This window comes from Maricaulis sp., from assembly GCF_030149235.1.
Taxonomy (GTDB): Bacteria; Pseudomonadota; Alphaproteobacteria; order Caulobacterales; family Maricaulaceae; genus Maricaulis.
On the sequence record NZ_JASBRW010000054.1, the window covers coordinates 47,399 to 69,443 of the forward strand.

Below are 22,045 nucleotides of genomic sequence, written 5' to 3' on the forward strand. Positions count from 1 at the left end.
CTAGCCTGCAGCTTCCAGGAGGCCGAGCGCCTCATCGAGCACCTTGACCGCCTCGCTGGCATCATCACGGGTGATGATGAGCGGCGGCGCCATGCGCGAGACATTGTCCCCGGCCGCGCCGACGAGAAGGTGGCGCTCGCGGCACAGACCCGCGAGTTTTTTCGGATCGAAACCGTCTTTCAGCTTGATGCCGATCAACAGCCCCTTGCCGCGCACTTCCACCACTTTGTCAGCATGGCGATCCGCCAGACCGTGCAATTGCTGGCGCAGGAAGTTGGAGACGTCGACGACGTGATCCATGAAGCCGTCAGCCGTCAGCTCGTCGAATACGACATTGCCGACCGCCATGGCCAGCGGACCGCCGCCATAGGTCGAACCGTGAGTCCCGACGACCATGCCGGCCGCCGCTTTCTCGGTCGCGAGGCAAGCGCCCATCGGGAAACCGCCGCCAATCCCCTTGGCGGTGGCCATGATGTCGGGCTCGGCGCCATCGACCCACTGATAGGCGAAGAGCTTGCCGGTCCGGCCGGCGCCACACTGGACCTCGTCATACATCAAGAGCAGGCCGTGCTCGTCGCAGAGCTCGCGCAGGCCGCGCAAACAAGCATCCGGAAGCGCACGCACACCGCCTTCGCCCTGAACCGGCTCGACGAGAATGGCCGCGGTCTCCTCGTTGATCGCGGCCTTAAGCGCGTCGTGATCACCAAACTCGACCTGGTCGAAGCCTTCCATGGCGGGGCCGAAGCCCTCGAGGTATTTCGGGTTGCCGCCGGCATTGATGGCACCATAGGTGCGGCCGTGAAATGCGCCGGTGAAGGTGATGATGCGATAGCGCTGCGGATTGCCGTTCACATAGTGATAGCGGCGGGCCGTTTTCAGCGCGCATTCGATCGCCTCGGCACCGGAATTGGTGAAGAAGACGCGATCGGCAAAGCTCGCCTCGGTCAGCTTGTTGGCCAGTTCAATGCCCTTGGGGACCTTGAACATGTTGGAGAGGTGCCAGAGCTTGCCAGCCTGCTCGGTCAGGGCCGCAACGGCCTTCGGATGAGCATGGCCCAGGCAGTTCACCGCAATGCCCGAGATGAAGTCGAGATACTTGTCGCCATCCTCGGTATAGAGGCGGACGCCCTCTCCCCGGTCAAAAACCAGATTGGGCGGGGCATAGGTATCCATCATCGGTGCGGGCATGGGACATCTCCTCGAACAAGGGGCGCGCCGGGACGGCGCAAAGACCCCACACCCTCTAGGATGACCGGCTCAGCTCTTCAAGCGCCAGCCTGCACGAAGCACACCATAGCAGCAGATGGCGAGGGCGATATTGATCCCCAGCGTCATCAAAATCCCGATGGTCAGCGAGCCGTCGGCATGGCCGGTGAAACCATAGCGGAAGCCGTCAATCATATAGAAGAAGGGGTTGAAATGGCTGATCGTCTCAATAACGCCGCGGCCGGCGACCGAGTAGAAGGTTCCCGACAGGAAGGTCAGCGGCATGATGATGAAATTGGTCACCACGGCGAGGTGGTCGAATTTCTCGGCCCAGATCCCGGCAATGACCCCGACCATGGCGAGCATGGCCGCGGCTGACAGGCCATAAAACACGACCGCCCAGACATGTTCCGGCCAGAGTGGCACGAAGAAGGCCATGGCGGTACCGCTGGCCAGGGCGACGATGAAACCACGCGTCATCGCCCCGCCGACAAAGGCCAAAAACAGCTCGAGCGGGCTCAAGGGCGGCATCAGGAAGTCGACCGTATTGCCCTGCACCTTTGACACCAGCAGGGTCGAAGAGGAATTGGCAAACGCGTTGTTCAGCACGCCCATCAGGATGAGGCCCGGGGCAATGAACTGGGCGAAGGGAATACCGGCAATATCCGGCCGCGCCTCAGACAGGACCATGGCGAAAATCACCATGAAAAGCAGCACCGTAACCACCGGCGCCAGGACCGTCTGGAAGACCACTTTCATGAAGCGGCGGACTTCCTTCTTGTACAGTGTCCACAGTCCGAGCCAGTTGATGAAACCGAACTGCCGGGGCGCGGTAACCTGTCTTAAGTCTAAGTTACTCATATCGAATTACCTTTAACCTCTGGGTAACCATCCCCGTTAACGATTGCGGTGGCAAGAGAGCTTTCCACAGGCAGTGTCATGCAGACATCTTGTGGCAAGCGCTCCGTTAGATACAATATCTAGTGTAATTAAACATGAATGGATATATGCGCTGATTAGCTCCATCAAAGTTAACAGCGCACCACCGGGAGATCGAGTGAGATGGCTTGGACGGACGAACGCGTAGAACAACTCAAGAAGCTCTGGTCGGAAGGCCTGAGCGCGAGTCAGATCGCCAAACAGCTTGGCGGTGTCACCCGAAATGCCGTGATTGGCAAGGTGCATCGTCTGGGATTGTCTGGCCGCGCCACCCCGTCCCGCCCGGCTCGCCGGACCGTCAAGCCAGCCCGGCCGCGCACAACGACGGCGACGACCGCGCCAGCGGCGCGTGCACCACGCCCCTCTCCCTCCGCGCCTTCTGCTGCACCGACGCCGGCCCCGGTGGAGCCTGCCGTCCTCCCGTCCGGCGAGTTTGCCACCGTCCTCACCCTCCGGGACAGCATGTGCAAATGGCCGATCGGTGACCCGGCCTCGTCCAGCTTCCGCTTCTGCGGCCGCAAGACCGGTACCGACCACACCTATTGTGAAGCCCACGCTGACATGGCTTACCAGCCGAGCCAGAAACGCCGCCGCCGCAACTCCGATGCGGCCGCCGCTCTCGACGCAATTGCGGCCACTCGCCGCTACAATTTCTAACCGGGCACCCCCCTCTCACCCCCCGTCCGGTAGATTAACGGCCGCCTCTCCCCCGAGGCGGCCGTTCTTTATTGCGGACAATGAATGTTGGGCGGAGGCGGGCTAACCCCCACTCACATCAAAGGAATAGCCCGCCGAGCGCACGGTGCGGATCGGATCGCGCTCTTCCTTGGTATTGAGCGCCTTGCGCAAGCGGCCGACATGAACGTCGACGGTCCGGGCCTCGACATAGACATCCGAGCCCCAGACCGCGTCGAGCAATTGCTCGCGCGAGAAGACCCGGCCCGGGTGCTGCATGAGATAATCGAGCAGGCGGAACTCGGTCGGTCCAAGATGGATCTCGCGTTCAGCCCGTTTCACGCGGTGCGCCACCCGGTCCATGGTGATGTCGCCCGCCTTGATAACATCCTCGGCCAGGCCGGGACGGATACGGCGCAAGACGGCGCGGATGCGCGCGAAGAGCTCGGTCATGGAGAAGGGTTTGACGATATAGTCATCGGCCCCGGTATCGAGCCCGCGCACGCGGTCGGTTTCCTCGCCGCGCGCCGTCAGCATGATGATCGGCACATTGGCTGTCTCCTGGCGCGAACGCAGACGGCGACACACCTCGATGCCGGAAACCTTCGGCAGCATCCAGTCCACCAGGACTAGGTCCGGCGTCTCTTCTTCCGCCATGATCAAGGCTTCCTCGCCATCGCCGGCTGCGGAAACCTGATAGCCTTCCTTCTCCAGATTGTACTGAAGCAAGGTCGCGAGCGCGTCTTCGTCTTCGACTACAAGTACATGCGGGTTCATCGCCTCACTCCTATTTCCCAGCGGACGTGACGGTGGTGTCAATCTGTTCGAGATGCTGGCCGGTGACCATGAAGTGCACGGCCTCGGCAATATTGGTGGCGTGGTCGCCGATCCGTTCCAGGTTCTTTGCCACGAAGAGCACATGGTGGCCCGGTCCGACAAAATTGCTGTCGACCTTCATCGAGGTCAGCACGTCGGCGATCAGCGAGTTGTAATGCTCGTCGACCTCGTCATCACTGTGCCAGACGCGCAGGGCCGGCTCGACCTGGAAGGACCCCAGGGCATCGAGAACTTCCTGCAATTGCTGCGTGACGATGGCGCCGAGGCGTTCGACCTGGCCCAGTACCGGCGGCGGCGCAAACTCGGCCATGTCTTCACCGCGGTAGGCGATATTCTTGGCCAGATCACCAACTCGCTCGAGATCGCTGGCGATCTTGAGCGCCGAAATGGTCATGCGAAGATCCGTCGCCATCGGCTGGCGCAGGGCGAACAAGCGGATAATGCTCTTCTCGATATCGCCATACATGGCGTTGACCTGCTTCTCGCGGGCCCGCACCCCGGCGGCATAGGCAGCATTGCGCCGAACGAAGGCGGACAGGGCCTCGGTGAGCTGGGTTTCCACCAGACCGCCCATGCGGGCGATATCGTCGGCGAGCTGGTCCAGCTCGGTACCGTAGGCAGATACAATATGCGCGCGTTGCGACAAGGTCATTGTGCGCTCCTGTTCCGGTCTAGCCGAAACGGCCGGTAATGTAATCCTGGGTACGCGGATCACGGGGGTTGGTGAAGATCTCTTCGGTCGGGCCGACCTCGACCAGCGAGCCGAGATGGAAGAAGGCTGTTTTCTGCGAGACACGAGCGGCCTGCTGCATCGAATGGGTCACGATGATAATGCAGTAGTTCTTGCGCAATTCGTCGATCAGCTCCTCGATCCGGGCCGTAGCGATCGGATCTAGCGCAGAACAGGGTTCATCCATGAGGATGACTTCGGGCTGCACAGCAATGGCGCGGGCGATGACCAAGCGCTGCTGCTGGCCGCCGGACAGGCTGGTGCCCGGCTCCAGCAGGCGGTCCTTGACCTCATTCCACAGCCCGGCCTTGTTGAGGCTCTCCTCAACAATCGCATCGAGCTCTTCCCGCGTCCGCGCCAGGCCGTGAATGCGAGGCCCGTAGGCGACATTGTCGTAAATGCTCTTGGGGAAGGGATTGGGCTTCTGGAACACCATGCCGACCCGTGCTCGCAGCACGACCGGATCGACGGACTTGTCATAGACTTCACGCCCGTCAATGCACAACGAGCCGCTCACCCGGGCCTCTTCAATCGTGTCATTCATGCGATTGAGACAGCGCAGGAAGGTCGACTTGCCGCAGCCGGACGGGCCGATGAAGGCCATGACATTGCGGTCGGGAATGTCGATGGAGACATTCCGCAGGGCATGATTATCACCGTAGAAGACGTTGATATCACGCGCTACGACCTTGGTCGGGCTCGCAGTGGTTGGCTCAGTAGCCAGGCTGTGCGGCAAGGCGTCAGTCATGGACTTACCATCTCCGTTCGAAACGGCGGCGCAGATAGATGGCCAGGGCATTGAAACCGATCATCAGCGCAAGCAGGACAAGAATGGCGGCGGCCGTCCGCGCCTCGAAGGCCCGCTCGGCGGCGTCGGACCACAGGAAAATCTGTACCGGCATTACCGTCGCCGGCTGGGAGAAGCCTTCCAGCCCCAGCGACGGCGCATCGGCGATGAAGGCGACCATGCCGATCATCAACAGGGGAGCGGTCTCGCCGAGGGCCTGGGCGAGGCCGATGATCGAGCCGGTCAGAATTCCCGGCGCCGCCAGCGGCAGAACATGGTGGAAGACGGTTTGTGTTTTCGATGCGCCCACCGCCAGCGCAGCCTGGCGAATGGAGGGCGGCACCGCCTTCAGCGCGGCGCGCGTCGAGATGATCACCGTCGGCAAGGTCATCAGCGACAAGACCAGCCCGCCGACGATCGGTGTCGACCGCGGCAAGCCGAAAGCGTTGATGAAGACCGCCAGTCCCAGCAGGCCAAAGACGATCGAGGGCACTGCTGCCAGGTTGTTGATATTGACCTCGATCAGATCGGTAAAACGGTTCTTCGGCGCGTACTCTTCCAGATAGAGGGCCGTGAACACGCCGATCGGTACCGACAGGACCATGGTGATGATCATGGTCAGGATGGATCCGAACAAAGCCCCCCTTACTCCGGCCAGCTCGGGCTCGCGGCTGTCGGCATTGGAGAAGAGGTAGTGGTTGAAGCCGCGCTCAATCCGCCCGCGGCTTTCCAGCGCCCGGGTCCAGGCAATGACCTGGTCCGAGACGCGACGACGGGTCTCCGGTGTATCGATGACATAGAGCGACCATACCGCAACCGGCTCAGCATCCCCTTCACCGACGAGATACTCGCCCCGGGCCATTCGGCCATCCGTGGACAGGGCCGAGACTTTCAGGATGCGCCCGTCGGCTTGCACCAGAATACTGGGCAGCTCGCCTTGCAGCGCGATCCAGCCCGGCTCGGCATTGATCGCCGCGATCAGGCTGTCCGCCTGGCGCTGGGCCCGCGCGGCGCCAGCCTCCAGCCTGTCGCGCTCGTCTGCGTCAGCAATCTGCATGGCCTGGCGGGAGCTTTGCGCCCGCACTTCAAGCCGGTCGGCCTCGAGCTGGATGCTGCGACGCATCTCTCCGGCAAGGTCCGCAAACCCCGCGCTGGCGCTGATGGCGACCCCGCTGCCGTCCTGTTCGGACAGTTCGAGCCGGCCGGTGGTCGGCAGGACCCGGTCCTGAACCAGCTGCCCCTTGAGATAGAGGTCGAGCTCATCGGAAATGGGCATGCGGAAGACATGGGTCGTTCCGACCAGACCGGGATCGGCGAGCACCTCATCCATCAAGCGCGTGGAATTGAGCGGCGTATAGAGCCCGAACAGGGCGCGCAGCTCACGCCGGTCGGTGACCGCCGGGAACTCTTCCCGCATGGCGTTCTGAAGCACGGCGCCATAGCGGCCACGGCGCAAGGAGGCCTCGCTTGCATCGCCCTCCTGATCAACCAGCTCTCGCTCGAGCGATACGGGCAGGACCAGATTGTGGACGCTGAAGGCCGGCAAGCCCTCATTGAGGATGGAAAGGATCAGGACCAGCAGGATCGCCATGGCCGACATTACGGCCCCCAACCCGGCCGCACGGAAGCGCAGCTCGGCCCGGTAGCGCCGGGGCAGGCGCTCGGCGAGCGTGTCGCGAAGCGAGTTTTGCGGCGTTGGATCAGTCATACTTTTCCCGGTAACGCTGAACCACGCGCAGCGCCATCATATTCATTATTAGGGTCAGCACGAAGAGAACGAGGCCGAGGGCAAAGGCCGATAGGGTCTTGGCGCTGTCGAAATTCTGGTCGCCGGTCAAAAGCGTGACGATCTGAACGGTAATCGTCGTGACCGATTCCAGCGGGTTGGCGGTCAGGTTGGCGCCCTGGCCTGCCGCCATCACGACGATCATGGTCTCGCCGATTGCCCGGCTCACTGCCAGCAGTACGGCACCGACAAGCCCCGGCAATGCCGCCGGCATGATGACCTTGGAGATGGTTTCCGACTTGGTCGCGCCCATCGCATAGGAACCGTCGCGCAGGGATTGCGGCACCGCATTGATGACGTCGTCGGCCAGCGAGGAAATGAAGGGGATGATCATCACCCCCATGACAAGGCCCGCCGACAGCGCGCTCTTCAGATCGACATCCTCGATACCGATCGCCCCAAACAGGGCCCGCAAGGCCGGGCCTACCGTCAACAGCGCGAAATAGCCGTAGACCACAGTCGGAATGCCGGCGAGAATTTCCAGAACCGGCTTGGCCGTCAGACGGAAACGCGATCCGGCATATTCCGACAAATAGATCGCCGAGAACAAGCCGATCGGAACCGCCACCAACATGGCAATCACCGTGATCAGGGCCGTGCCGGCAAAGAGCGGAACAGCGCCGAAGACACCAGTTTGCCCGATCTGGTCCTCGCGAATGGCAATTTGTGGTGACCACTGCAGGCCGAAGAGGAATTCGTGCAGCGGCACCTCGCCGAAAAAGCGCATGCTTTCAAACAACAGGGAAGCGACAATGCCCACCGTGGTGAGTACAGCCAGTCCGGAAGAGATGAAGAGCACGGTGGTGATCAAACGCTCAACGCTGTTCCGGGCACGGAAGCCCGGCCCCACTTTTAGATGTGCCCGGATCAGGCCCACAAAACCCAGCACAAGGGCCGAAACGGCAACAAAATTTCGAAAATTGGCCTGGTAAGCACTGATCACGGCACCGGCGGCCCGAAGCTCAGGCGTATCCCGGCTGGCCAATTCGCCCTCGGTAAGGCGGCGCGCATCGGACAAGAAAAGGGTGCGACGCTCGCGCGGGGTCTGCTCCAATTCGAAACCGGCCAGTGAGACCAGGCTAACACCCTCGGATCGCGCGGATTCACTGACCTGGGCGGCGAGCTGTTGGCTGTAAAGGCGCAGTTCTTCTTCTGCCCGGGTGGACTGGTTGAGCAAGTCAAGCGCCTGCTGGCGCAGGAGCGCGACCTGCTCTGCCGGTTGCACGACGCCACTGCGAGCGGTGTCGATCTCGGCATTGATGGTCTCGACTCGCGCGCCCAGCAAGATGACGTTCTGCTCAAGGTCACGAAACCGATCGTCAGTATCGACCAGTTGTTCATAGCGCGCGTTGAGGCCAGACGCCTGGGTGTGGAGTTCGATCGCGGCCAGGCGGTCAACGATGAAGCCGGAAAACAGGCCATAGGCGGCCAGGAGAAGAAAGGCCGGCAGGCCCGCCCAGATGGCCGCGTAATAGCCGTGATAGTTTGGCAGCGAGTGCAGCAGCACCGTATCGCCCTGGACAAGCCGGATCGACCGGATCCGCCCATAGTAGAACCCGCCAGCAACCAGCACCAAAAGTATCAGAGCAATGAAGGATATGACCGACATTCGGGCTCGCCTTGCGTCAGGCCGGACGTACCGGCGCGACTGGGTTTAATCACCCTCCCTAGCGGGTGTGGTCGGCCCATTTATGACATTAGCGCTACAGTTTTGTGACGGCGCTCAAGCGAGTGGCAGCGATCAACCGTCCTGATCGACCGTTTCATCGCCCAGCTCAGCCTTGCGTTCGCGGGCCACGGGCAGGAAAAACGAGAAAACCGAACCATGTCCGGGCGAACTCTCGACGGTAAAGCCACCACGGTGCCGGTTGATGATGTGCTTCACAATCGCCAGGCCTAGACCCGTGCCTTCCTTTGGGCCGCTCTTCTGTCCATCGACGCGGTAGAAGCGCTCCGACAAGCGAGGCAGGTTGGTGCGCTCGATTCCTTTGCCGTGGTCGCGGACCCGTACCACGACATAACGCTCACCCGGGTCGGAGGGCGGCATGGCGAGGGACAGGCGACTACTCTCCCCCTCCAGCGTCAGTTCACGCTTCTCGGCCACCTCGCGCGGGGTATCGGACAGGACCTCGACCTCGATGGCGCTGTCCGACGGCGAATACTTGATAGCGTTCTCGATCAGGTTGACCAGCACCTCGGTGATCTGGTCGCGGTCACCGGTGGCGACAGCATCGGGGACGATCTCGGCTGTCAGCTCGATCGACTTGCGCGCAAGCTGCGGCCGCAGGACGTCAATCACGTCCTCGGTCACAGCCGATATATCGGCCTCGCCGCTGGGCAGGACATGTTCATCCATCTCGATGCGCGACAGGGAGAGGAGGTCATTGATCAGCCGTTGCATGCGCTCGGTCTGGTCAAACATGATGCCGAGAAACCGCTCGCGCGCCTCTACATCCTCGCGCGCATGACCGCGCAAGGTTTCGATAAAACCGGCCAGGGACGCCAGCGGTGTCCTCAACTCATGGCTCGCATTGGCCAGGAAGTCGGCTCGCATGCGATCGGCACGCTTGATCGATGTCTCGTCGGTCAGCACCAGCATAGCCCGCCAGGGCAGGACGCTGTCGCTCTCAATTCGCAAGGGAGCCACAAAAGCGCGAACATGGCTCTCGACAGGCGCCAGGTTGGAATACTCGACCGGGTCGACAGCCTTACCGCGCAGGGCCGAGCTGACAGCCTCAAGCACCTGAGGCTGGCGCAGCACGGCAGAGAGATTGCCACTGGTCGAGCCCAGGCCGAGGAATTCCCTGGCGGCCGGATTGGCCCGTTCAATACGCCCGCCTGCCCCGATCAGCAGGACGGGAATGGGCAGGCTGAACAGCATGGCGTCAGCGGTCACGCTATCCGGCTGAGCGGTTGCCGTCTCCGCCGCGGCCGGGGTCATCACCCGCGGATTGAGCGTGGTGGATACGGTCAGATAGTAGAAGACTGACAGAGCCCCGACGGTGGCAACCGCAACAATTGTCTGCACAAAACCGAGCTCACCGAAAATCCAAAGAAGTAACAGGACCGTACTACCCAGTGCGGCCACCGCGGCGGTATCGCGGCGGCGGATCCGAATGGAGGGCTGTGTGTCGCTCGCCACCTTTCTCAAAGTTCACTCGCCTTGTTAGCGCAAGCGAGGCATAGAAGGCCTCGGCGCGTTATGGCGGGGCTTATCCCGCCTACGGACTGTCGTCTCTATGGCACATACCCGCGATAAGGTGAAACGGCGGCAGGCAGGGCGCTTGCGGGACTGCCATCTCGAATTTCGACAACCTTTTCATGTAAATCGATAGTGATTTAGTGTTTTTCGATAAATATATGTTGACTTTCGCTAAAGCGCTCGTAGGATGCGCTTTCGGTAGAGCTCAAGACGTGCGGGGACAACGCATGCGTAAATCATTGTTAGTTCTGGCAACCGCCCTCACGACGGTCTCCTGTGCCAGCACACCGGCTTTCCAGCCCGAGACGGTGCTTCCGGATGCACCGGCGCGCTTTGCGTCGGAACCGGCCGTCCTGGGCCAGACGGCGGCATCCAACTGGATCGCAGCGTTGGGTGACCCGGCCCTGACAGGGCTGGTTGAAGAAGCCTTCGGTGCCAATCCCTCCCTCGCCCAGTCGCTGGCGCGCTTTGACGCGGCCCGCGCCTCCGCACGGGTTGCCGGTGCCGGACGCCTGCCGACGCTGAATGGGTCACTGGGTGTCGATCGTACAGAACCTGCCGGCTTGGACAGCTATTCATTCGGACTGTCGTCGTCCTGGGAAGTTGACCTGTGGGGCCGCGTTCGCAACACCGCCAATGCCGGCACACTGGATGCCGAAGCCGCCGCAGAAGACCTGCGCGCGGCGCAGCTTTCGGTCGCCGGCCAGGTCGCCAAATCCTGGTACGCGCTGATCGAGGCGCGCCAGCAAACCGAACTTGCAGAACGTGATCTGCAGACCCGCCGCGACACGCTGGCGCTGACCGAGCGGCGTTTTGCCCGCGGCCTGGTCCGCAGCTCCGATGTCCGCACCGCACGGAGCTCGGTGGCTTCTTCGGAAGCTGCCGTCGCTTCGCGCCGGCGCTCGGAAGCGGCCTCGGCCCGCACCCTGGAAACCCTGCTGGGCCGCTATCCGGCCGCGCGCATTGCCCATGATGGCGACTTCCCGGTGCTTGATGTACCGAGCGGAATTGGCTCGCCGCAGGACCTGCTGACCCGCCGACCCGATGTGCTGGCGGCAGAACGCCGCCTGCTCTCCGCCGGCCTGCGCGCCGACGCCGCCCGGGCTGCGCTGTTCCCGAGCCTGTCGCTGTCCGCTTCCACCGGTGGTGGCGGCGCGTCGCTGGAAGACGCGCTTGATGTCGATGATTTCGTCTCCAACCTGGCTGCTTCGCTGACCGCTCCGATTTTCCGCGGCGGCCAATTGCGGGCCCAGCGCGACCAGGCCCAGGCCAATGCCGAGCTCGCCGTCGCCTCCTACGCACAGACGGTTCTGGGTGCCTGGCAGGAAGCAGAGAACGCGATCTATGCCGACACCCTCCTCACCGAACGTGTGGAAAGCCTGCGTCAGGCCTACGAGGAAGCCGCCGCAGCGGAAGAACTGGTCATCCGCCAGTACGCTCGCGGCGTATCAACCATATTCGCGCTGCTCGACGCCAATAGCCGTCGCATCAGTGCGGAAAGCCAGTACATCTCGGCGCAGCGCGAGCGCGTCACCAATCGTATCGATCTTTATCTCGCCATTGCTGGCGATTTTGCAGTCGCCGGTTCGTCTGAGCCGGCCATGCGGGCAGGAGAATAGTCATGGGACCCCTCGTCGCACGAATTGTTGTCATCGTTATCGTCGCCGTGCTGTTCGGCTTGGTGGTAATGGCAATCATGGGCACAGGACCGCAGCCCGAGCGCGCCAATCCGACACCGCGCCCGATTGCTGTCTTTGTTGAAGAAGCGCAACGCGAAACCATCGCCCTGACGGTCAGCTCGCAAGGCCAGGCCCGTCCGCGCACGCAGATCAATCTGGTACCGCAGGTTTCCGGCCGCATTACCTATGTGAATCCGGACTTTATCGAAGGCGGCTTCTTCGAGGCCGGCGAAACCCTGGTCCGCATCGAAGACGCTGACTACCGTCTCGCCGTGACCCGCGCCGAGGCCCAGGTGGCCCAGGCCACGCAGGCCCTGGCCCGTGAACAGGCAGAAAGCGACCTGGCCCGCTCGGAATGGGAAGAGCTTGGTGAAGGAGAGGCCTCGTCCCTGACCCTGCGCGAACCGCAACTGGCCGAGGCCCGGGCTCAGCTGGCCGCCGCCCGCGCGACCCTGCAGGACGCCCGTTTGGACCTGCAACGCACCCGCGTCTCCGCCCCCTTCACCGGCCGTGTCCGCTCGAAAGCCGCTGGCCTGGGGCAGTTCGTCAATGCCGGCACGCCGCTGGGCGAGGTCTTCTCCACCGATACGGTTCTGATCCGCCTGCCGCTGACCGACTTTGAACTGGGCATTCTGGGTATCCCGGTCGCCTACAGCGCTGGCGATGAGCCGGGCATCCCGGTGACGCTGACCGCAACCCTGGCCGGCCAACCGCAAACCTGGATGGGCCGCATCACCCGCACCGACAGTGCTATCGATCCCCAGACCCGCGTCCTCTACGCCATTGCCGAGGTCAATGACCCCTATGGTGCAGCTGCTGAAGGCGGCGCTCCGCTGGCCGTCGGCCTGTTCGTCAATGCGCAGATTGAAGGCCGCGAAGTCGAGAACGCCTACATCCTGCCGCGCGCCGCGCTGCGCGGTGAGGACAGTGTCTATGTCGCCGAGCCCGGTGGCATTCTCTCGATCCGTACCGTTGATGTTGTGACGTCTTCGACCGAACGCCTGGTCGTGTCCTCCGGCGTCTCTGCCGGCGACATGGTCGTGATCTCCCCGGTTCGCGGTGCCTCTGACGGCATGCGCATCCAGTCGCTGGATGAAGCCGGAGAGGTTTTGACCGCCTATTCCGCGACCATCGAAGCTCCCGAGGAAGCCGAAGAAGGTATGGCGGAGACCGAGACCGGCGACGCCGAAGCTGAAACCACCGGCGCCAACGCCGGCTAATCATAGCTACCGCTAACGAGGAGGCGGTTATGACCGATCCGAACGAAACACACGAAGACGCGCCCAAAGGCATCATTGGCTGGTGGGCCCGCAATTCGGTCGCAGCCAACCTGCTCATGCTGGTCGCCGTGATTGGCGGGTTTGTCGGCTACAACCAGCTCAACCGCGAGGTTTTCCCGACCATCGCCGTGAATGGCGCGACCGTGTCGGTCGCCTGGCCCGGCGCCTCTCCGCAGGAGGTCGAGGAGCAGATCATCGTCCGCATCGAGGAAGCCCTTTCCGACATGGACGGGATCGAGACCATTACCTCGACCGCCCGTGAAGGCTCCGGCTTCGTCAATGTCGAAGGCCAGCGCACGGTCGATATCGGCGAGTTCATTGACCAGATCAAACTCGAGGTCGACTCGGTCAACAACCTGCCGCCCTCAGCCTTCCGGCCCGTGGTGAGCCAGTGGCGCTCCCAGGACCAGGTCATCGGCTTCGCCGTGCATGGCAATGTCGATCGCCGCGGCCTGCAGCAGATTGCACGCGAGATCCGTGACGAGGTGGCCCAGCTGCCGGGCGCCTCGGTTGTCGACCTGTGGGCGACGCTGAATGAGGAAGTTTCCATCGAACTCTCCGAGGAAAACCTCCAGCGCTACAACATGACGTTTGACGAGATCGCCCGTGCCGTGCGGGCCAGCTCTCTCAACGCGTCTGCAGGTAGCGCCCGCACCGCGCTTGGCGACATCAATTTCACCGCGCGTCAGCTGGCCGATACCCAGGCCGAGTTCGAGGACATCATCGTCCGCCAGACCGCTGACGGCGGAACCTTGCGCCTGCGCGACATCGCCCGGGTCAATGACGGTTTTGTCGATGCCAATCTGGCCGCGACCTTCAATGGCGAACCGATGGCCCTGGTGGTCGTCCTGACCACGCCGAATATCGACGTCGTCAACGTGTCCAGCGTTGTGCGTCAGTATATCGACGAGAAACAACTGGAACTGCCGGACGGCGTGACCCTGTCGCTGTGGTGGGACAATTCCGAGCTCTATGAGGGCCGGATGAACACGATCCTGAACTCTGCCCTCGTTGGCGGCGCTCTGGTTCTGATCGTTCTCTTCCTCTTCCTGCGTCCGGCCGTCGCCTTCTGGGTCACGATCGGCATTTTCATCGCCTTTGGCGGGGCTTTCCTGCTGCTGCCGATGATGGGCGTCACCCTGAACATGCTGTCGCTGTTCGCCTTCCTGCTCGTGATCGGCATCGTGGTCGACGATGCCATTGTGGTGGGGGAGAATATTCACGACAGGGTGGAACGCGGCGAACGCGGACTGACGGCGGCTGTTGTGGGTACGCAAATGGTCGCCAAGCCGGTGATCTTCGCGGTCATCACCACCATCATGATGTTCTCACCCTGGATGTTGCTGACCGGCCCGGAAGTTCAGTTCACCAAGCAGATCTCGCTCGTCGTGGTCGCTACGCTGACCTTCTCGCTGATCGAGTCCCTGCTCATCCTGCCGGCGCACCTGTCGCACCTGAAGCCGCAGTCGAACAAGGGTCGGTTTGGTCCGCTCATTGCCGTCCAGCGCGGCATCGCCTTCACGCTGGTGGCCGTGGCACGCTATGTCTATCGCCCGTTAGTAAAGACGGCGATCCGCAACCGCTACGCCACCCTGGTCGCCTTCATGGGAATCTTCGCGATCGCGGTCTCGCTGCAGGCCTCCAACCGTGTCGGCAATGTCTTCATGCCGAATATCGAGAATGACACGGTCCAGGTCAGCATCACCCTGGCCCAGGGCACGCCTTGGACGCGCACCGAGCAGGTTCGCATGCAGCTGGAAACGGCCCAGGACGAAGCCATGCAGCACTATCGCCGCGAGTATCCGGGACAGATCGACATGATCGAGAGCCGCTCGACACTCGCAACCGATGGCCGGATCCGTGCCTGGATCACCATTGCGGATCCGGAAGAACGCCCGGGCAATCTGTCGACGGCCGAGGTCGCTCAGACAATCCGTGGCTTCATGGGCCCGGTCCCTGATGCCGAGGAAGTGCGCTTCGACAGCACCATCAACAATGGTGGCAGCGGTATCAGCTTTGCCATCAGCCATCCGGACCTCGACGTCCTGCGCGCCGCCGCGGACGATCTGAAGACGCAGCTGCGCAGCTATGACACTTACGATGTCGTTGATAGCCTGCAGACCTCGACCGAGGAGCTTCGCTTCAACCTGCGTCCCGATGCCCAGGCTCTCGGCCTGACGCTTCAGGATGTCACCCGCCAGGTCCGCCAGGCCTTCTATGGCGAGGAAATCCAGCGCCTTCCGCGTGACGGCCAGGATGTCCGCGTCATGCTGCGCCTGCCGGAGGACAGCCGCCGGTCTCTCGATACGCTGCGCGACCTGCGCATCCGTACCGCCGATGGCCGCGAAGTGCCGCTCTCCGCTGTCGCCGAGGTGGAGTTCGCTCCGGGCCTGAACCAGATCCGTCGCCGCAATGGCATGCGGACGACCACGGTCAGCGCCGAACTGTCTGACCCGGCCGCACGCGCCGAGATCAATACCAGCCTCGAAGAGGAGTATTGGGAGAGCTGGGAAGACCGTTTCCCCGGCATCAGCCGCGATGAGGTTGGCCAGGCCGAGGGCGAGCAGGAGTTCATGAACGAGGTTCTGATCCTCACCCTGATCGCCCTGGGCGCCATGTATATCCTGCTGGCGGTTGCCTTTGGCTCCTACTTCCAGCCGCTCCTCATCATGGTCGCCATTCCCTTCGCCTTCGCAGGGGCCGTGTTCGGACACGCTATCTTCGGCATGCCGATCGCACTCTTCTCCTACTTCGGTGTGGGTGCGGCTGCGGGAGTTGTGATCAATGACAACCTGGTCCTGATCGACTTCGTGAACCGTTTGCGTGCCAATGGCGTCGGTGCCTTCCAGGCCCTGGTTGATGCCGGTGTGCAGCGTTTCCGTCCGATCCTGCTGACCTCGGTCACCACCTTCCTCGGTATCTTCCCGATGATGGCGGAGCAGTCGACCCAGGCTCAGTTCCTCAAGCCAATGGTTGTAGCGCTCGGGTTCGCGGTGATCTTCGCCCTGTTCCTGACCCTGATCCTGGTTCCGGCGATGTATGGCATCGGCGTCGACATAGCCCGCTTCGCTCGGACGGTCGTCTCGGGCAAGAAGCAGCCGTCACTGGGCCATGACTATTCCGACACCGACTTCGCCCATGGCGAACTGCCGGGTCACCTGGACAAGGCTCCGGCCGAGTAACAACCGGAATACAAACAAACCCCCGCGCCATACCCGGCGCGGGGGTTCGCATTTACAAAGGGGACAATTATGAGAAAACTTCTGATGAGTTCGGCAGCCCTTTTGCTGCTGGCCGCCTGTGACCAGATCGAACTGCCCTCCGGTGGCAATGACACCGCCGTTGAACAGGTTGCTGCCGGCATCGGCAGCTGGGGATTCGACACGGACGGTATGGACCTCAACTTCCATCCGGGCGACGACTTCTTCCGCTATGCGAATGGCGTCTGGCTGGACACGACGGAAATCCCGTCCGACCGCTCCAATTACGGCATGTTCACCGAACTCTCGATCGAGGCGGAAGAACAGGTGCAGTCGATCATCCTCGATCTGGCCGGCCAGAACAGCGAGGCCGGCTCGGTGGAACAACAGGTTGGCGACCTCTATGCCAGCTGGATGGACACCGAGACCGTCAACAGCCTCGGCATCACCCCGGCCCAGCCCTATCTCGACGAGATCGCGGCAGCGCAAAGCCATGCCGACATCACGGCGCTTTTCGCGACCATCCACCACCAGTCGCCGTTCGGCGTGGGCATTATCCCGGACCCGGCCGATACCACGCGCTATACGGTCTTTGTCGGCCAGGGCGGCCTCGGCCTGCCGGATCGGGAATATTATCTCGACCAGGAAAACGAGGCCTATGGCCGCTACCGCGAGGCCTATGTTGCCTTTATCGCGGAGATGCTGACCATGGCCGGGGCAGCCGATGCCGCCGCCAGCGCCCAGGCGATCATGGACCTGGAAACCCGCCTCGCCGAGGTGCACTGGACCCAGGCCCGCTCGCGCAACATCCAGGAAATCTACAATCCGATGCCGCTGGAGCAGCTCGCCGAGCTGGCCCCGCAGATCGACTTTGCCGCCGGTATGGCGCAACTCTCGCTCGACAGCGTCGCCACCTATCTGGTGGCCCAGCCCAGCGCGATCGAGGGCACGGGCGCAATCTTCGCCGACACGCCGGTCGAGACCTGGCGTGACTACATGACGTTCCACTTCCTGCGTAACAACGCCAACGCGCTGGCAGCGGAATTCGACGACGCCAATTTCCGCTTCTTCAGCCAGACCCTGAACGGGATCGATGAGCAGCGCCCGCGCGATCGCCGCGGCGTCAACCTCGTCGGCGGCCAGCTCGGCGAAGCGGTCGGACAAGTCTATGTCCAGCGCCACTTCCCGGCTGCCTCCAAGACGGCAATGGAAGGTCTCGTTTCCAATCTGACGGTCGCCTTTGAAGGCCGCCTGCAAAATCTCGAGTGGATGGACGCCGAAACGCGTGAGAACGCCCTGCGCAAGCTTTCTACTTTTGAACCGCGGATCGGCTATCCGGACGAGTGGCGCGACTATTCGGCCCTGCAGGTCGAAGCCGGTGACCTGTTCGGCAATATGATGCGTATCGCCGAATTCCAGTGGAATGAGCAGGTTGCAGACCTGGATGGTCCGGTCGACCGCAATCAGTGGCCCTACCCGCCGCAAACGGTGAATGCCTCCTACAACCCGCTGATGAACCAGATCACCTTCCCGGCTGGCATCCTGCAGGCGCCCTTCTTTGATCCGGCAGCGGACGCTGCGATCAATTACGGCGCTATCGGAGCCGTCATCGGGCACGAGATCGGACATGGTTTCGACGATCAGGGCCGCCGCTTCGACTATGACGGCTCCATCCGCGACTGGTGGACGGACGAGACTAATGCCCGCTTCCTCGAGCGCGCTGAACGTCTCGGTGCCCAGTACAGCTCCTATTCGCCGATTGAAGGCATGTATGTGAATGGCGAGTTCACCATGGGCGAGAACATCGGCGATCTCGGTGGTGTGCAAATGGCCTATACCGCCTATCGCAACTATGTTGCCGAAACCTATGAGAGCGGTGAAGCGCCGGTCATTGACGGCTTCACCGGTGATCAGCGCTTCTTCCTGGCCTGGGCCCAGGTCTGGCGCCGGCTGTATCGCGAAGACAATCTCATCGCGCGCCTGTCGACGGATCCGCATAGCCCGTCGCAGTACCGGACCAATGGTGTCGTGCGCAATCTGGACGCTTGGTATGAGGCCTTCGGTATCACCGAAGATCATGCCCTCTACCTTCCGCCGGAAGAGCGAGTGAAGATCTGGTAGATCGAAAACCGATCGCGAAGAAGACGGCCCGGCGCACAATCGCCGGGCCGTTTTGCTTACGCGATTACTGCAATGCGTGCCTATTCTGACAGAGGCTTAAGTTGCCAAGTCGGCTTAGGCGACTAGTGTCTAGCGCAATCCTGTCTGGGCTTATCTTATAATGGGGAGATAACCATGCGTAAGTTCCTTCTGGCCGGCGCGAGCCTGGCCCTCTTGGCCGCCTGTACGCCGGCCACCGAAGCACCGGCACCGCAAGAGGTTGCACAAGTCAGCGTTGGCGATCCGTCCGCCGGCCAACCGCGCCTCGGCAACTGGGGTATTGAAACCCAGCATATCGATAACAGCGTCCATCCGGGCGACGACTTCAACCGCTACGTCAATGCCGGCTGGCTTGACGGCTCCGAACTGCCGCAGGGCTTCTCCCGTTTCGGCGCTTTCACCGAGCTGTTTTTGCTCTCGGAAGAACGCATTGATGCCATCATCGCGGAAGCTGCTTCGGCAGACGCTGAAGCCGGCACACCGCTGCAGCAGATCGGTGATCTGCACGCGTCCTTCCTCGACCGGGAAACGCTGACCGCGCGCGGTTTCGATCCGGTCCGCCCGATGCTCGACACCATTGCCGGCGCGTCCAGCCATGACGACATTGCTGACCTGATGGGCCGTCCGGGCACCTCCTCCATCTTCGGTGCCGGCGTAACCCGCGACCAGGGCAATCCGGACCGTTATATCGTCGGCGTCAGCCAGAGCGGCCTCGGCCTGCCGACGCGTGACTACTACCTGGAAGACAGCGAGCGCTATCAGGGCTATCGCGACGCTTATGTCGAGTACATCGCCGACGTGTTCGGCTTTATCGACATGGATGGCGGTGCCGAGCGCGCCCAGCGCATCCTCGATCTGGAGACCATGATCGCCCAGGTCCACTGGACCCGCCAGGACAGCCGTGACCGCACGCGCACCTATAACCTGATGACGACGGAAGAGCTGGCCGAGTACGCGCCGGGCTTCAACTGGACCACCTTCATGGAAGCGCTCGACTTCGCCGACCAGACCGAAGTCGTAATCCGTCAGAACACGGCGATCCAGTCGCTGGCGACCATGTTTACCGAAGTCCCGGTTGAAACCTGGCAGGACTGGATGACCTTCCGCTATGTCTCCAGCAACCGTAATCTGCTGACACCGGAATTCTTCGACCGTTCCTTCGCCTTCTATTCGACGACGCTGTCCGGCGTCGCCGAGCCGCGTCCGCTGGAAGCCCGTGCGATCCAATTCGTCAATGGCAATGCCGGCATGGCACTGGGCCAGATCTATGTCGAACGTCACTTCCCGCCGGAATACAAGCAGCAGATGGAAGTCCTCGTCGACTATCTTGGCCGTGCCCTTCGCGAACGCCTGGAAACGCTCGACTGGATGGATGACGAAACCCGCGAAGGCGCGCTCTACAAGTTCGAGAACTTCACGCCGAAGATCGGTTACCCGGACCAGTGGCCGGATTACTCCTCGGTCGAAATCCGCGCTGACGACCTGTTCGGCAATTCCGAGCGCATGGCTGCCTGGTTCCGTGCCGACAGCCGCGCGCGCCTGCGTGGTCCGATCCGCGAATGGGAATGGGGTATGACGCCGCAAACCGTCAACGCCTACTACTCGCCGACGGCGAACGAGATCGTCTTCCCCGCCGCCATCCTGCAGGGTCCGTTCTTTGACCCCTATGCAGACCCGGCTGTGAACTTCGGCGGCATCGGTTCCGTCATCGGTCATGAAATGGGCCACGGCTTTGATGATCAGGGCAGCCGCTCTGACGGTGATGGCGTGCTGCGTGACTGGTGGACCGAGTCCAGCCGCGCCAATTTCGATGCCCTGACCGACCGTCTGGCCGCGCAGTACAGCGAATTCTCCCCGATCGAGGGCGAGTTTGTGAATGGCCGCCTCTCGCTGGGTGAGAATATCGGTGATGTCGGTGGCCTCTCCATGGCCTTCCGCGCTTACCAGCTCTACCTCGAGGATCATGGCGGCGAAGCGCCGGTGCTCGACGGCTATACCGGCAATCAGCGCTTCTACATGGCTTGGGCCCAGGTCTGGCGGAACCTCTACACCGAGGAAGCCATGGTGCAGCAGCTGCGCCGCGGTCCGCACTCCCCGCCGCAATACCGCATCAACGGTGCGCTACGGAACCAGGACGGCTGGTATGAAGCCTTCGGCATCACCGAAGAGCATGATCTCTACCTGCCGCCGGAAGAGCGCGTCTCGATCTGGTAAGGCGCCAACGCGTATAACTTATGAGACAGGCCCGGAAGCATCGCTTCCGGGCCTTTTTCTTTCAGCATTACAACGCCCTAACTCGTGGCACCCGAAATCTCGTCGCGGCCTTCGCAGCGCATATAGATATTCAGTACACATCCGTTAAGCGTCAGTTGTTCCATCGGGCTTTCTAATCACGACCAACTGGGGCGAACTATCTTGCGACGTATTGGGCCATGAAAAACCTTGGGGATCTGATTGCCGCGCATGAACGCTTTGTGCGCCGCGAACCCGGCGGGGCACGAGCGCAATTCCGCTTCTCCAAAATCCCGGGCTCGGACCTGCAGCGCCGGCAACTCAAGGAAATCGAGTTTGCCGGGTGCGATCTGACCGGCTCACACATGGGCCTGTCGAATTTCAGCTTTGGTTCGTTCTACGGTTCCAACCTGTCTCAATGCGACCTGCGTGGGTCGCACCTCGTCCGCACCGATTTGCGCGGCGTATCCCTGCATGGGGCCAAGCTGTGCTTTGCCAATCTCGATGAAGCTGATTTCCGCAAGGCCGCCTTGTTACAGGCGGACGAAGAATCGGGTTTCGTCCAGCGCCCGGTCAAGACCGGCGCGGATAATGAAGACGATACGGCTGTCGATTTCGCCAATTGCTCGCTGCGTGGCGTCAAGCTCAGCAATGCGCGTCTGCAAGGCGCGGTCTTCGATGGGGCCCTGCTCGAAGGCGCCGACCTCAATGGCGCCAACCTGGTGGATGCCAGCTTTGACGGCGCCATTCTGACCGGCGCCTCGCTCGAGCAAACCATGCTCAGCCAGGGCGCCCTGGATAGCGCCCTCAAGGACCCGTCACCGGATGCAGTGGAGCAGGCAAGGACGTGGCTGGCGGCGATCCAGGCCAATGCGGCCTGGTTTGCCAGTCGGGGCAAGGAAGGCGCGCAGGCCGTCCTCGACGGCGCTGATCTGCGGGTTATTGCCGATGCCTTGCCCAAGGCGCGTCTGGCAGGCGCATCATTGCGCTCGATCTGCGGCGTCGGGGTCAGCTTTGCCGGGACCCACCTCGTCGGTGCCAAGTTCCACGATGCTGATCTGCGGTTCGCCAACTTTGCCGGTGCCGACCTGCGCGGCTGCTCCTTCCGTGACTGCAATCTGACCAAGGCGAATTTCGCTGGAGCCAATCTCGGCGCCCTGATCGGCCGGGGCGGCAAACCCTTCCGGCCCCAGTTCGACGGCGCACAGCTCGCCGGCGCCGACTTTTCGCAAGCCAAGATCGATCCGGCCCTGGCGTCCGACCTCAACGGCGCCGCCGCCCTCGCGGCGTAGAGGACCGAGAAGAGCTGGTGACCCGGGACTAACCGCTCTG

The 22,045-nt window shown here is 62.4% G+C and carries 15 protein-coding genes; 7 read left to right on the forward strand and 8 right to left on the reverse strand.

Annotation, left to right across the window (positions count from 1 at the left end; genetic code table 11):
- Both Q1V51_RS07855 and Q1V51_RS07860 read right to left on the reverse strand, forming a co-directional pair.
- Positions 1 to 1,188 carry an aspartate aminotransferase family protein gene (locus tag Q1V51_RS07855; protein WP_300555016.1) on the reverse strand — a complete coding sequence of 396 codons (1,188 nt, stop codon included), beginning with the start codon at positions 1,186 to 1,188 and terminating at the stop codon, positions 1 to 3.
- A gap of 69 nt (positions 1,189 to 1,257) precedes the next feature.
- Entirely contained in the window at positions 1,258 to 2,067 is an 810-nt protein-coding gene (locus Q1V51_RS07860) for an ABC transporter permease (protein WP_300555018.1), read from the reverse strand.
- Between the two features lie 201 nt (positions 2,068 to 2,268).
- Here Q1V51_RS07860 and Q1V51_RS07865 point away from each other — a divergent pair, with 201 nt between their 5' ends.
- On the forward strand, positions 2,269 to 2,802 hold the full coding sequence (locus Q1V51_RS07865; RefSeq protein ID WP_300555021.1) for a GcrA family cell cycle regulator: 534 nt from the start codon (positions 2,269 to 2,271) through the stop codon (positions 2,800 to 2,802).
- A gap of 102 nt (positions 2,803 to 2,904) precedes the next feature.
- Here the strand turns inward: Q1V51_RS07865 and phoB are convergent, their stop codons facing one another.
- The 6 genes from phoB to Q1V51_RS07895 form a co-directional block, all read right to left on the reverse strand.
- The gene (phoB, locus tag Q1V51_RS07870; RefSeq protein WP_300555024.1) at positions 2,905 to 3,597 is read right to left on the reverse strand and encodes a phosphate regulon transcriptional regulator PhoB; all 693 of its coding nucleotides are present in this window, start codon (positions 3,595 to 3,597) and stop codon (positions 2,905 to 2,907) included.
- Between the two features lie 10 nt (positions 3,598 to 3,607).
- Positions 3,608 to 4,309, reverse strand: coding sequence for a phosphate signaling complex protein PhoU (gene phoU / locus Q1V51_RS07875; RefSeq protein WP_300555027.1), 702 nt, complete (start codon positions 4,307 to 4,309; stop codon positions 3,608 to 3,610).
- Positions 4,310 to 4,328: 19 nt separating this feature from the next.
- Positions 4,329 to 5,135 carry a phosphate ABC transporter ATP-binding protein PstB gene (pstB, locus tag Q1V51_RS07880; protein ID WP_300555030.1) on the reverse strand — a complete coding sequence of 269 codons (807 nt, stop codon included), beginning with the start codon at positions 5,133 to 5,135 and terminating at the stop codon, positions 4,329 to 4,331.
- 4 nt (positions 5,136 to 5,139) lie between these two features.
- Positions 5,140 to 6,882, reverse strand: a complete 1,743-nt coding sequence (gene pstA, locus Q1V51_RS07885; protein WP_300555033.1) for a phosphate ABC transporter permease PstA — start codon at positions 6,880 to 6,882, stop codon at positions 5,140 to 5,142.
- Entirely contained in the window at positions 6,875 to 8,569 is a 1,695-nt protein-coding gene (pstC, locus tag Q1V51_RS07890; RefSeq protein ID WP_300555036.1) for a phosphate ABC transporter permease subunit PstC, read from the reverse strand. The genes pstA and pstC overlap by 8 nt, the downstream gene beginning before the upstream one ends.
- Positions 8,570 to 8,701: 132 nt before the next feature.
- The gene (locus Q1V51_RS07895; protein ID WP_300555039.1) at positions 8,702 to 10,102 is read right to left on the reverse strand and encodes an ATP-binding protein; all 1,401 of its coding nucleotides are present in this window, start codon (positions 10,100 to 10,102) and stop codon (positions 8,702 to 8,704) included.
- A 287-nt stretch (positions 10,103 to 10,389) separates the two neighbouring features.
- On the opposite strand from Q1V51_RS07895, the gene Q1V51_RS07900 reads away from it, so the two are divergent.
- The 6 genes from Q1V51_RS07900 (at position 10,390) to Q1V51_RS07925 (ending at position 22,005) form a co-directional block, all read left to right on the forward strand.
- Positions 10,390 to 11,781, forward strand: coding sequence for an efflux transporter outer membrane subunit (locus Q1V51_RS07900; protein WP_300555041.1), 1,392 nt, complete (start codon positions 10,390 to 10,392; stop codon positions 11,779 to 11,781).
- Between the two features lie 2 nt (positions 11,782 to 11,783).
- On the forward strand, positions 11,784 to 13,061 hold the full coding sequence (locus Q1V51_RS07905; protein WP_300555044.1) for an efflux RND transporter periplasmic adaptor subunit: 1,278 nt from the start codon (positions 11,784 to 11,786) through the stop codon (positions 13,059 to 13,061).
- 29 nt (positions 13,062 to 13,090) lie between these two features.
- Positions 13,091 to 16,303: an efflux RND transporter permease subunit gene (locus Q1V51_RS07910; RefSeq protein WP_300555046.1), complete on the forward strand. Its 3,213-nt coding sequence runs from the start codon at positions 13,091 to 13,093 to the stop codon at positions 16,301 to 16,303.
- A gap of 69 nt (positions 16,304 to 16,372) precedes the next feature.
- Entirely contained in the window at positions 16,373 to 18,442 is a 2,070-nt protein-coding gene (locus Q1V51_RS07915; RefSeq protein ID WP_300555049.1) for a M13 family metallopeptidase, read from the forward strand.
- Between the two features lie 174 nt (positions 18,443 to 18,616).
- On the forward strand, positions 18,617 to 20,695 hold the full coding sequence (locus tag Q1V51_RS07920; protein ID WP_300555051.1) for a M13 family metallopeptidase: 2,079 nt from the start codon (positions 18,617 to 18,619) through the stop codon (positions 20,693 to 20,695).
- Positions 20,696 to 20,913: 218 nt separating this feature from the next.
- Positions 20,914 to 22,005 carry a pentapeptide repeat-containing protein gene (locus Q1V51_RS07925; protein WP_300555054.1) on the forward strand — a complete coding sequence of 364 codons (1,092 nt, stop codon included), beginning with the start codon at positions 20,914 to 20,916 and terminating at the stop codon, positions 22,003 to 22,005.
- Positions 22,006 to 22,045 lie beyond the last annotated feature (40 nt).